This window comes from Enterobacter sp. 50588862 (assembly GCF_001462935.1).
GTDB classification, from domain to species: domain Bacteria; phylum Pseudomonadota; class Gammaproteobacteria; order Enterobacterales; family Enterobacteriaceae; genus Enterobacter; species Enterobacter bugandensis.
The window spans coordinates 487,293-499,474 of the sequence record NZ_LNHM01000021.1 but is presented as its reverse complement, the minus strand read 5'-3'; the positions used below and the strand labels follow the sequence as shown (position 1 = coordinate 499,474).

General features: G+C 55.8%; 12 protein-coding genes. 7 read left to right on the top strand and 5 right to left on the bottom strand.

From position 1 onward, the window contains the following. Positions 1–19 precede the first annotated feature (19 nt). From queF to xni, 5 genes are all read left to right on the top strand, one after another. On the top strand, positions 20–862 hold the full coding sequence (queF, locus tag APT89_RS10245; RefSeq protein ID WP_041908401.1) for an NADPH-dependent 7-cyano-7-deazaguanine reductase QueF: 843 nt from the start codon (positions 20–22) through the stop codon (positions 860–862). 114 nt (positions 863–976) lie between these two features. Continuing rightward, positions 977–2,341, top strand: coding sequence for a nucleotide 5'-monophosphate nucleosidase PpnN (ppnN, locus tag APT89_RS10240; RefSeq protein WP_060572248.1), 1,365 nt, complete (start codon positions 977–979; stop codon positions 2,339–2,341). 515 nt (positions 2,342–2,856) lie between these two features. Further along, complete coding sequence (locus APT89_RS10235) at positions 2,857–4,152, top strand: HAAAP family serine/threonine permease (protein ID WP_028014268.1); 1,296 nt, start codon at positions 2,857–2,859, stop codon at positions 4,150–4,152. Between the two features lie 65 nt (positions 4,153–4,217). Beyond that, a complete protein-coding gene (gene sdaB / locus APT89_RS10230; protein ID WP_045629955.1) occupies positions 4,218–5,585 on the top strand; it encodes an L-serine ammonia-lyase II in 1,368 nt (455 codons plus the stop codon). A 112-nt stretch (positions 5,586–5,697) separates the two neighbouring features. Further along, positions 5,698–6,453 (top strand): flap endonuclease Xni, encoded by a 756-nt coding sequence (gene xni, locus APT89_RS10225; RefSeq protein ID WP_060572245.1) that lies wholly within the window; start codon positions 5,698–5,700, stop codon positions 6,451–6,453. Between the two features lie 62 nt (positions 6,454–6,515). Here the strand turns inward: xni and rlmM are convergent, their stop codons facing one another. From rlmM to APT89_RS10205, 4 genes are all read right to left on the bottom strand, one after another. Next, positions 6,516–7,616, bottom strand: coding sequence for a 23S rRNA (cytidine(2498)-2'-O)-methyltransferase RlmM (gene rlmM, locus APT89_RS10220; protein WP_028014271.1), 1,101 nt, complete (start codon positions 7,614–7,616; stop codon positions 6,516–6,518). Continuing rightward, positions 7,609–8,004, bottom strand: coding sequence for a DUF423 domain-containing protein (locus tag APT89_RS10215; protein WP_028014272.1), 396 nt, complete (start codon positions 8,002–8,004; stop codon positions 7,609–7,611). The genes rlmM and APT89_RS10215 overlap by 8 nt, the downstream gene beginning before the upstream one ends. 39 nt (positions 8,005–8,043) lie before the next feature. Further along, complete coding sequence (gcvA, locus tag APT89_RS10210) at positions 8,044–8,961, bottom strand: glycine cleavage system transcriptional regulator GcvA (RefSeq protein ID WP_014885066.1); 918 nt, start codon at positions 8,959–8,961, stop codon at positions 8,044–8,046. Positions 8,962–9,310: 349 nt separating this feature from the next. After that, positions 9,311–9,538 (bottom strand): YgdI/YgdR family lipoprotein, encoded by a 228-nt coding sequence (locus APT89_RS10205; RefSeq protein ID WP_008499648.1) that lies wholly within the window; start codon positions 9,536–9,538, stop codon positions 9,311–9,313. A gap of 192 nt (positions 9,539–9,730) precedes the next feature. Here APT89_RS10205 and csdA point away from each other — a divergent pair, with 192 nt between their 5' ends. Both csdA and csdE read left to right on the top strand, forming a co-directional pair. Next, positions 9,731–10,936: a cysteine desulfurase CsdA gene (csdA, locus tag APT89_RS10200; RefSeq protein ID WP_045629957.1), complete on the top strand. Its 1,206-nt coding sequence runs from the start codon at positions 9,731–9,733 to the stop codon at positions 10,934–10,936. Then, a complete protein-coding gene (gene csdE, locus APT89_RS10195; protein WP_047364461.1) occupies positions 10,936–11,382 on the top strand; it encodes a cysteine desulfurase sulfur acceptor subunit CsdE in 447 nt (148 codons plus the stop codon). The genes csdA and csdE overlap by 1 nt, the downstream gene beginning before the upstream one ends. Here the strand turns inward: csdE and tcdA are convergent. After that, positions 11,373–12,179 carry a tRNA cyclic N6-threonylcarbamoyladenosine(37) synthase TcdA gene (tcdA, locus tag APT89_RS10190; RefSeq protein ID WP_006811804.1) on the bottom strand — a complete coding sequence of 269 codons (807 nt, stop codon included), beginning with the start codon at positions 12,177–12,179 and terminating at the stop codon, positions 11,373–11,375. The two genes, csdE and tcdA, sit on opposite strands and share 10 nt — an antisense overlap. Between the last annotated feature and the right edge of the window lie 3 nt (positions 12,180–12,182).

Below are 12,182 nucleotides of genomic sequence, written 5' to 3'. Positions count from 1 at the left end.
TGTAAAGTGGCTATGAAACATGTCTTACGAAAATCATCAGGCGTTAACCGGCCTAACGCTGGGTAAATCGACCGATTACCGCGATACCTACGATGCAAGCCTGCTGCAGGGCGTGCCGCGCAGCCTGAACCGCGATCCTCTTGGACTGCATGCGGACGCGTTGCCGTTTGTCGGCGGCGATATCTGGACGCTGTACGAACTCTCCTGGCTTAACGAGCGCGGTCTGCCGCAGGTGGCCGTGGGCCACGTTGAGCTGGACTATGCCAGCGTGAACCTGGTCGAGTCCAAAAGCTTTAAGCTCTATCTCAACAGCTTCAACCAGACCCGATTCAACAGCTGGGACGAGGTTCAGCAAACGCTGGAGCGGGATTTAGCCGCCTGCGCGCAGGGGAACGTGTCCGTCTCGTTATACCGCCTGCACGAGCTGGAAGGACAGCCCATTGCCCACTTCCACGGGACCTGCATCGACGAGCAGGACATCGAGGTGGAGAATTATGAATTCAGCGCCGATTACCTCGAAAACGCGGCGGGCGGAAAAGTGGTTGAAGAGACGCTCGTCAGCCATTTGCTGAAGTCCAACTGCCTGATTACCCACCAGCCGGACTGGGGTTCGGTGCAGATCCAGTACCGCGGCCCGAAAATTGACCGGGAAAAACTGCTGCGCTATCTGGTGTCGTTCCGCCATCACAACGAATTTCACGAGCAGTGCGTGGAGCGTATTTTTAACGATATTCAGCGTTTCTGCCAGCCGGAGAAACTGAGCGTTTACGCGCGCTATACCCGCCGTGGCGGGCTGGACATTAACCCGTGGCGCACCAACACCGATTTTGTGCCAGCAACGGGCCGGCTGGTGCGTCAATAATATAAATATTTTCACAATATGCGTGCGGTATTCCGCCGAAGTGTTGTGAAACGTCACGTGCCAGGGCTATTGTAATCAAAGGGAATGACGATAATCGTCCCATAAGGAGCTCACTTGATTACACATATTAGCCCGCTTGGCTCAATGGATATGTTGTCGCAGCTGGAAGTGGACATGCTTAAACGCACGGTCAGCAGCGATCTTTATCAACTGTTTCGTAACTGTTCACTTGCCGTACTGAACTCCGGAAGCCTGACAGATAACAGTAAAGAACTGCTGTCCCGCTTCGAAAGCTTTGATATTAACGTGCTGCGCCGCGAGCGTGGCGTGAAACTGGAAGTGATCAACCCGCCGGAAGAGGCCTTTGTCGACGGACGTATCATTCGTTCCCTTCAGGCCAACCTGTTTGCCGTCCTGCGCGACATCCTGTTTGTTAACGGGCAGATTCACAACGCGGGCCGCTTCCAGCATCTCGACCTGGAAAGCTCCGTTCATATCACCAACCTGGTGTTCTCTATTCTGCGCAACGCCCGCGCCCTGCACGTTGGCGAAGCACCAAACATGGTCGTCTGCTGGGGCGGCCACTCGATTAACGAAACCGAATATCTCTATGCCCGTCGGGTCGGAACGCAGCTTGGCCTGCGCGAGCTGAATATCTGTACCGGCTGTGGTCCGGGTGCAATGGAAGCACCAATGAAAGGTGCAGCCGTGGGTCATGCGCAGCAGCGTTACAAAGAAGGGCGGTTTATCGGCATGACCGAGCCGTCAATCATCGCCGCTGAGCCGCCTAACCCGCTGGTCAATGAGCTGATTATCATGCCGGATATCGAGAAGCGTCTTGAGGCGTTTGTTCGTATCGCTCACGGGATTATCATCTTCCCGGGCGGCGTGGGAACGGCGGAAGAGTTGCTCTATCTGCTGGGGATTCTGATGAACCCGGCCAACAAAGATCAGGTTCTGCCACTGATCCTGACCGGCCCGAAAGAGAGCGCCGACTACTTCCGCGTGCTGGACGAGTTTATCGTGCATACGCTGGGAGAAACCGCGCGTCGTCACTATCGCATCATCATTGATGATGCGGCGGAAGTGGCGCGCCAGATGAAAAAAGCGATGCCGCTGGTGAAAGAGAATCGTCGTGATACCGGTGATGCGTACAGCTTTAACTGGTCAATCCGTATTGCGCCTGACCTGCAGATCCCGTTCGAGCCGACCCATGAAAATATGGCGAACCTGAAACTCTACCCGGACCAGCCGGTGGAAGTGCTGGCCGCCGACCTGCGTCGCGCCTTCTCCGGGATTGTGGCGGGCAACGTGAAGGAGATGGGCATCCGCGCGATTGAGCAGTATGGTCCGTACAAGATCCACGGCGACCCGGAGATGATGCGCCGTATGGACGACATGCTTCAGGGCTTTGTGGCTCAACACCGCATGAAGTTGCCGGGTTCAGCCTACATTCCGTGCTACGAAATCTGCACGTAACGCTCAGTTTCTTCTCCTCAAAGCCGGGGCACCCTGTAGCGGATCCCGGCTTTTTTTATTACCGAATCAATTCATAGGCTTCACTTATAAATTTAACAAACTTACGGCGAACGCAATCGATTACCTCCATTTAACAACCGTAATTTATCAGCCTTAAACTAAATTACCCGCAAGAAAATCCTAAAAACCCATATCTTTACAGCGGAAGACACCTATATTGCGGGCCGCTCTTTTAGCCCACATGTCGTTGGTGGTAGCCTTCGCGCCCGTAAATTCTATTTGATGTTTTTTTAACAGATAAATGGTCTAAAGATGCCCACATCATAAGTGGATTATTGCATTTGGGATCGCGATCACTGATAGATTCATAACGAGAATGTATCTTTCCGCCCGCCAATAGTTACGGGCGAAAATTATTAAAAAACCGTCACTGAACGAATTTCATATTACCGTCAGGCACTTTTTCATCGGATTTGACTAAAAACCTGACAATTTGCTTCCTCCAGGAGATACAGATGGAAACCACTCAAACCAGCACCGTTGCTTCGATTGAATCCCGAAGTGGTTGGCGCAAAACGGATACCATGTGGATGCTGGGCCTTTACGGCACGGCAATCGGCGCTGGTGTACTGTTCCTTCCTATCAACGCAGGCGTCGGCGGTCTGATTCCGCTGATCATCATGGCCATCATCGCCTTCCCTATGACCTACTTCGCTCACCGCGGTCTGACCCGCTTCGTGCTGTCCGGTAAAAACCCGGGCGAAGACATCACCGAAGTGGTTGAAGAACATTTCGGCGTTGGCGCAGGTAAACTGATTACCCTGCTCTACTTCTTCGCGATTTACCCAATCCTGCTCGTCTACAGCGTGGCGATCACCAACACCGTTGAAAGCTTCATGACGCACCAGCTGCACATGACGCCGCCACCGCGTGCCATTCTGTCTCTGATACTGATCGTCGGCATGATGACCATCGTGCGCTTCGGCGAGCAGATGATTGTTAAGGCCATGAGCGTGCTGGTCTTCCCGTTTGTGGCTGCGCTGATGCTGCTGGCCTGCTACCTGATCCCACAGTGGAACGGTGCAGCGCTGGAAACCCTGTCCCTGAGCAGCGCGTCTGCGACCGGTAACGGCCTGCTGATGACCCTGTGGCTGGCGATCCCGGTAATGGTCTTCTCCTTCAACCACTCTCCAATCATCTCCTCTTTCGCCGTGGCGAAACGCGAAGAGTACGGTAATGGTGCAGAGAAGAAGTGCTCCAGCATCCTGGCCCGCGCTCACGTGATGATGGTGCTGACCGTGATGTTCTTCGTCTTCAGCTGCGTACTGAGCCTCTCCCCGGCGGACCTGGCGGCAGCGAAAGAACAGAACATCTCTATTCTGTCTTACCTGGCGAACCACTTTAACGCACCGCTGATTGCGTGGATGGCACCGATCATCGCGATGATCGCCATCACCAAATCCTTCCTGGGCCACTACCTGGGCGCGCGTGAAGGCTTCAACGGTATGGTGATTAAATCTCTGCGCGGTAAAGGCAAGAGCATTGAAATCAACAAGCTGAACAAAATCACTGCACTGTTCATGCTGCTCACCACCTGGGCGGTAGCGACCCTGAACCCAAGCATCCTGGGCATGATTGAAACCCTGGGTGGCCCGGTTATCGCGATGATTCTGTTCCTGATGCCGATGTACGCGATTCAGAAAGTGCCTGCCATGCGCAAGTACAGCGGCCAGGTCAGCAACGTGTTTGTGGTTATCATGGGCCTTATCGCTATCTCTGCGATCTTCTACTCCCTGTACACCATGTTCTGATGAACGCCCGCGCCGCCTTCGGGCGGCGCACTCCTCCCCCTCTGACTGAAAGCAATGGACGCATCATGATTAGCGTATTCGATATTTTCAAAATCGGTATTGGTCCTTCCAGCTCTCACACCGTCGGACCAATGAAAGCCGGTAAGCAGTTCACGGATGACTTGATTGCACGCGGCATTCTGCACGACATCACCCGCGTGGTTGTCGATGTGTACGGCTCGCTTTCCCTGACCGGGAAAGGCCACCATACCGATATCGCCATTATCATGGGCCTGGCGGGAAATCTGCCGGATACCGTTGATATTGACGCGATCCCTGGCTTCATCCAGGACGTGAACACCCACGGTCGTTTGCTGCTGGCAAACGGTGAGCATGAGGTTGAATTCCCGGTTGACCACTGCATGAATTTCCATGCGGACAACCTGTCGCTGCACGAAAACGGCATGCGCATTACCGCGCTGGCCGGCGACAAAGCGGTTTACAGCCAGACGTATTACTCCATCGGCGGCGGCTTTATCGTCGACGAAGACCACTTTGGTCAAACCACCACCTCTCCTGTTGAGGTGCCGTATCCGTACAAAACCGCGGCAGATCTCCAGCGCCACTGCCAGGAGACGGGGCTTTCCCTCTCTGGCCTGATGATGAAAAACGAGCTGGCCCTTCACAGCAAAGAGGAGCTGGAACAGCACTTCGCTAGCGTCTGGGAAGTGATGCGCGGCGGCATTGAGCGCGGGATCACCACCGAAGGCGTTCTGCCGGGCAAGCTTCGCGTACCGCGTCGTGCGGCGGCGCTGCGTCGTATGCTTGTGAGCACCGACAAAACGACAACGGACCCGATGGCCGTCGTCGACTGGATCAACATGTTCGCCCTGGCGGTGAACGAAGAGAACGCCGCAGGGGGCCGCGTCGTCACGGCACCAACCAACGGTGCCTGCGGTATCGTTCCGGCCGTGCTGGCGTACTACGACAAGTTTATCCGTGAAGTGAACGCTAACTCCCTGGCGCGCTACCTGCTGGTCGCCAGCGCGATTGGTTCTCTGTATAAAATGAACGCCTCCATTTCCGGTGCGGAAGTAGGCTGTCAGGGCGAAGTCGGCGTGGCATGCTCCATGGCGGCGGCGGGCCTGGCGGAGCTGTTGGGCGCAAGCCCGGCGCAGGTCTGCATCGCTGCGGAAATCGGCATGGAACATAACCTGGGGCTCACCTGCGATCCGGTTGCCGGACAGGTACAGGTGCCGTGCATCGAGCGTAACGCCATCGCCTCCGTCAAAGCGGTGAACGCGGCGCGTATGGCGCTGCGCCGCACCAGTGAGCCGCGCGTCTGTCTCGATAAAGTTATCGAAACCATGTACGAAACCGGTAAAGATATGAACGCCAAATACCGCGAAACCTCTCGCGGCGGCCTGGCGATGAAGATCGTAACCTGCGATTAAGCCTCTCAGGAAGCCTCGTTTTGCGAGGCTTCTTCCTGTTTTCCCTCACGCTATTCGTTTCATCCTGCCGACAGTGATACCCTTTACCCATTAGATTTAAGGGAGAATATCTGTGGCTGTTCATTTGCTTATCGTCGACGCGCTCAATCTGATTCGCCGAATCCATGCGGTACAAGGCACGCCCTGCAAGGACACCTGCCTGCACGCGCTGGAGCAGCTTATTCGCCACAGCGAGCCGACGCACGTCGTGGCCGTGTTTGATGACGAAGCGCGCAACAGCGGCTGGCGACATCAGCGCCTGCCCGACTACAAAGCCGGACGCGCGCCGATGCCGGACGACCTGCATGCCGAAATGCCCGCCCTGCGTGCCGCCTTTGTGCAGCGTGGCGTCCCCTGCTGGGGTGCACAGGGCAATGAAGCCGACGATCTCGCGGCCACCCTGGCCGTAAAAGTGGCAAGTGCCGGGCATCAGGCCACTATCGTTTCAACTGACAAAGGCTACTGCCAGCTGCTCTCCCCAACTATCCGCATTCGCGACTATTTTCAAAAACGCTGGCTGGACGCGCCGTTTATTGCCAGCGAGTTCGGCGTCTTGCCTGAGCAACTGCCGGATTATTGGGGTCTGGCAGGCATCAGCAGCTCTAAGGTTCCGGGTGTCGCCGGTATTGGACCAAAGAGCGCCGCCCAGTTGCTGACCGATTTTCAGAGTCTGGAAGGGATTTACGCCCGTCTGGATGAGGTGCCAGAAAAGTGGCGCAAGAAGCTGGAGGCGCATAAAGAGATGGCGTTTATCTGCCGCGAGGTGGCGACGCTACAGACAGATTTACAGCTGGACGGGAATTTACAGCAGTTGCGGTTAGAACGTTAAAACGTCAACACCGTTTTGTAGGCCCGGTAAGCGCAGCGCCACCGGGCAAAACAAAGCACGCACTATCGCTCGTCGCGACGTCCGCCTACAGCCGCCCACCAGCGACGAATGTGTACCGTCACCTCTTCGCGGTCGTGGTACAACTGACGCGCCTGGATCTCCACGTTAATACCGTGCTCATCCAGCTGTGCCTGAATATAGGCCAGGTTCTGGGATACCTCCTCGTAGCGCTTTTTCATCGGCAGCTTGAGGTTGAAAATGGTCTCACGGCACCAGCCGTTCACCAGCCAGGAGGCCATCAGCGCGGCCACTTTCGCCGGCTTCTCCACCATGTCGCACACCATCCACGAGATGTTGTTGCGGGTTGGGCGATAGCGGAAACCGTCTTCTCGCAGCCAGGTGACCTGTCCGGTGTCCATCAGGCTTTGCGCCATTGGACCGTTATCCACAGACGACACCCACATGTTGCGTTTCACCAGCTGATAGGTCCAGCCGCCCGGGCACGCGCCAAGGTCGACGGCATACATGCCGTTAGCCAGACGCTCGTCCCACTCATCTGCCGGGATAAAGACGTGAAACGCCTCTTCCAGCTTCAGGGTTGAACGGCTCGGCGCATCTGCCGGGAACTTCAGGCGCGGGATGCCCATAAAGAATGGCGAATTGTTATTGGTGTACGAATAGCCCGCATAGCAGCAGCCCGGTGCGATAAAGAAGATATGCACCACCGGACGCTTCGGCGTTTCGTAGTTTGTCAGTATGCCCGCGTCACGCAGCGCTGCGCGCAGCGGCACGGTGAACTTACGGCAAAACTTCATCAGCTCTTTGCTTTCGTTGGTATCGGCAACCTCAACGCGCAGGTCGCCGCCCTTCTCCACCACGCCCTGCAGCATGCCCACAATCGGCGTGATGCGATCTTCCGGCGGAAGATCTTTCAGCAACTCACCCGCGACGAACATCTGGCGGGCGAAAATCAGCGAGCTGAACGGCAGCTCGCGCGCCAGCTTGTCGGCGTCTTCAGGCTGATAACATTCGAATACCACATAGCCCGCATTTTCTTTTACGCGAGCAAAGCCGAAGACTTCGCGCTTCGCCGCTTTATCGGTAATTTCCGCGGCGCACTCTTTCTCAAACCCCGGGCGACAATATAAAACAACCTTATTCATGAACAACGCCCTTGCGTTTCAGACGGATAGCTCCGATAAACATTAATACCCAACCCGCCAGGAAGCTCACGCCGCCGACAGGTGTAACAAACGCCCACAGGCGCAAATGCGAGAGGGCCAGACAGTAAAGGCTGCCGCTAAACAGCACGGTACCCAGCGCCATAAATACGCTACTCCAGTAAAACCAGATGCTTATCCGGCGCTGCATCGCCACCGCCAGCCCAAAAATAGCCAGCGTATGAAACGCCTGGTATTCAAGGCCGGTCTGGATCCAGCCCATCTCGACGGCGCCCAAAGACTTGCTCAATACGTGCGCGCCAAAGGCGCCCAGTGCAACAAAAATAAAGCCACTCACCGCGGCAAAAATCAGCATGAATCGGCTGGTCATGTTTAAGTCCTGAATTAATGCGTGCCCGGCACACAAACATTATTGTTCATACCTGAAGCGGAATTTTTCTTGCTCGCTTGCCGCTTTCGCCAGTATCCACTGCCGGAAGGCGGCTATTTTACCCAGTTCTGCCTGACTGTCATGACAAACCAGATAAAATGCATTCTTGCTGACCAGTACATCATTAAAAGGGCAAACCAGACGGCCTGCCTCAATTTCGGACTGCGCCATCACGTTGTTCGCCAACGCCACGCCCTGTCCGTGAATGGCAGCCTGTAGCACCATCGCACTATGGCTAAAAATGGGGCCCTGCTGCACGTTTATATGACTAAGACCTAATTGACGGGTATAAGTTTGCCAGTCGCGGCGAGAGGCATCATGTAAAAGCGTATGCTGCGCCAGGTCAGCGGGTGTTTTCAGCGCCTTGTCACCTGTTAAAAGCAGAGGCGAACAGACCGGCAGCAGATATTCTGCGTATAATTTCTCGACACGCAAGCCCGGCCAGTTGCCGCGACCATAAAAAATGGCGACATCCACATCATCGGCCAGCTTGTCTTCCTGACGATCCACCGCCTGGATTCGAACGTCGATCCCCGGATAAGCTGAGTTAAAGCTTGAGAGTCTAGGCACCAGCCACTGAATGGCAAAACTGGGTAATAAACTAACAGTCAGGGCACCTTTTGCACTGCGGGCCTGCAGCTTACGCGTGGCTTCCGTGAGCTGGGAAAAAATCTCTTTAATATCCTGAAAATAGCTCTGCCCCTCTTCGGTCAACAGCAAGGAACGATTGCGTCGGCGGAACAGCTTAAGGCCCAGGAAATCCTCCAGGGACTTGATTTGGTGACTTACTGCGGCCTGTGTCACAAAAAGCTCATCTGCCGCACGGGTGAAGCTCAGGTGACGTGCTGCTGCATCAAAAACGCGTAATGCATTAAGGGGTGGCAATCGCTTGGACATGGTTATCTGGCTTAGATGTTAACGGAATTTAACAAACAGGAAACAACGTTTAACCTATTAGTTTTTTTTATCTGAGCCATTATAATTTGTCCGTTGAGGAACTACCAGCAAATACCTATAGTGGCGGCACTTCCTGAGCCGGAACGAAGAGCTTTTTTCGGAATGCGTGTTCTGAAGGGCTTTTGGCTTACGGTTGTGATGTTGTGTTGTTGTGTTTGCAATTGGTCTGCGATTCAGACCACGGTAGCAACGCTACCAATTTTTCACTTCCTGTACATTTACCCTGTCTGTCCATAGTGATTAATGTAGCACCGCCAATTTGCGGTGCTTTTTTTTCGCCTGCGATCGGTTAATGCTCGATCTCTTTCATCTCTTTCACGTCCGTGCGGTTGATCTGCTGCTTGTTCCCGTTAGCATCTTTGTACGAAATCATCCCGGTATCGTTATCGGTAGTCGGTTTCCCTTCCGAAACGATAGAACGACCATCGTTTGTGTGCATCACGTAGTTGTTACCAGAACAGGCGCTCAGGGCAAAAGTAAACGCACAGGCAGAAATGATTGCAGCTGTCTTATTCATGATTATTCTCCTTTAGCAATTAATGCTATTCAAACCTCGATTTATAACAGGCTAAAACATCCGCCTAACACTATTTAGCATAACCTGCTTTTTCGAGGTCGCCAGGATAAGCAGACAAATCTGATAGATATCAACCTCCTTGCCCTGCCGCAGAAATTGCGCGACGATCTCTCTATCGACACGAGGAATTCCATGAACGCTTTCAGTCCTGCGCAGTTTCGCGCACAGTTTCCGGCGCTGGCCGATGCCGGTATTTATCTTGATAGCGCCGCCACGGCCCTGAAGCCCCAGGCGGTGATCGAGGCCACGCAGCAGTTCTACAGCCTGAGCGCCGGCAACGTACATCGCAGCCAGTTTGCCGAAGCGCAGCGCCTGACCGCGCGCTATGAAGCCGCACGCGATCAGGTTGCACGCTTGATCAATGCCGAAAGCGGGAAAAATATCGTCTGGACGCGCGGCACGACCGAAGCCATCAATATGGTGGCCCAGAGTTATGCCCGCCCGCTGCTGCAGCCAGGGGACGAGATCATTGTCAGCGAAGCAGAGCACCACGCTAACCTGGTGCCGTGGCTGATGGTGGCTGAGCAAACGGGCGCGCGCGTTATTAAGCTCCCGTTGAGTGCAGACTTTCTGCCTGACGTGGCCCGTCTCCCTGAGCTGATTACCCCCCGCAGCCGTATTCTGGCGCTGGGGCAGATGTCCAACGTCACCGGCGGCTGTCCGGATCTGGCTCGCGCCATTGAGATTGCCCATGCCAGCGGCGTGGTGGTGATGGTCGACGGTGCTCAGGGCGTGGTTCATTTCCCCGCTGATGTGCAGGCGCTGGATATCGACTTCTACGCCTTCTCCGGACACAAACTCTACGGGCCAACCGGGATTGGCGCGCTGTACGGTAAGCCAGAACTGCTGGCAAAAATGACGCCGTGGCTCGGCGGCGGCAAAATGATTACCGAAGTGACCTTCGACGGTTTTAAAACGCAGGAGGTGCCTTACCGTCTGGAAGCGGGCACGCCGAACGTGGCCGGGGTCATCGGCCTCAGCGCCGCACTTGAATGGCTGGCGGAAACGGACGCGGTTCAGGCGGAAAGCTGGAGCCGAGGACTGGCGACGCTGGCAGAGGAAGAACTGAAAAAACGCCCGGGTTTCCGCTCGTTCCGCGTTCAGGATTCCAGCCTGCTCGCCTTTGATTTTGCTGGCGTGCATCATAGCGATATGGTGACGCTGCTGGCAGGATACGGCATTGCCCTGCGCGCAGGACAGCACTGCGCCCAGCCGCTGCTGGCGGCGCTCGGCGTCAGCGGTACGCTGCGCGCCTCGTTTGCGCCGTATAATACCCAAAGCGATGTCGACGCGCTGGTTAGCGCCGTTGACCGCGCCCTTGAAATACTGGTGGATTAATGACTAGCGCTGCTTTAGCCGGACATCCGTTTGGCACGGTCATCACTGAAGAGACCTTAAAACAGACCTTCGCCCCGCTCCAGCAGTGGGAAGATAAATATCGTCAGCTGATCCTGCTGGGTAAACAGCTCCCAGCTCTTTCCGACGATCTTAAAGCGCAGGCGAAAGAAATTGCGGGCTGTGAAAACCGCGTCTGGCTGGGCGTGAGCGTCTCCGGCGAGAAGCTGCATTTCTTCGGCGACAGCGAAGGGCGCATCGTCCGGGGCCTGCTGGCGGTCCTGTTAACCGCCATTGAGGGGAAAAGCGCGGCGGAATTGTTAACGCACTCGCCGCTGGCGCTGTTCGACGAGCTGGGGCTGCGCGCACAGCTTAGCGCCTCGCGCGGTCAGGGCCTGATCGCGCTCAGCGACGCGGTGCTGGACGCCGCACGTCAGGCTCAGGCCTGACGTTCCGCCTTCGCCATCATTTTCTTCAGGGCGTGAGAGACCGCCACAAAGCCAAAAGAGGCGGTTACCATGGTGGCCGCCCCAAAGCCTGACGCGCAGTCCATGCGTTTTGGCCCTTCCGCCGTGCTTTTCATCGCACAAACTGAACCATCCGCCTGCGGGTAGACCAGCGCTTCGGTGGAGAACACGCAGTCGACGCCCAGCTTGCCCTTGCTGTTCTTCACCACATTGAAGTCGCTCTTCAGGCGTTCACGCAGCTTGGCAGCCAGCGGATCCTGAATGGTTTTCGCCAGATCGGCAACCTGGATCTGCGTGGGATCGATTTGCCCGCCCGCGCCACCAGTCGTGACCAGCGGCACCTTGTAACGACGGCAGTATGCGATCAGCGCCGCTTTAGGCCGCACGCTGTCGATGGCGTCAATCACATAGCTGTAGCCTTTGCTCATGTACTCCGCGACGTTATCTGCCGTCACAAAGTCGTCGATCACCGTCACCCGACACTCCGGATTAATGAGGCGAATGCGCTCCGCCATCACCTCGGACTTCGCCAGGCCGACGTTATCACGCAGGGCGTGGATCTGACGGTTAGTGTTGGTCACACAAACGTCATCCATATCAATCAGCGTGATTGCGCCAATCCCGGTTCTCGCCAGCGCTTCCGCCGCCCAGGAGCCGACACCGCCAATGCCCACGACGCAGACGTGCGCATCCGCAAACAGCTGCAGGGCTTTTTCACCATAGAGACGTGCCGTGCCGCCAAAACGCTGGCGCCAGGCATCACTGATTACCACAGACATAAA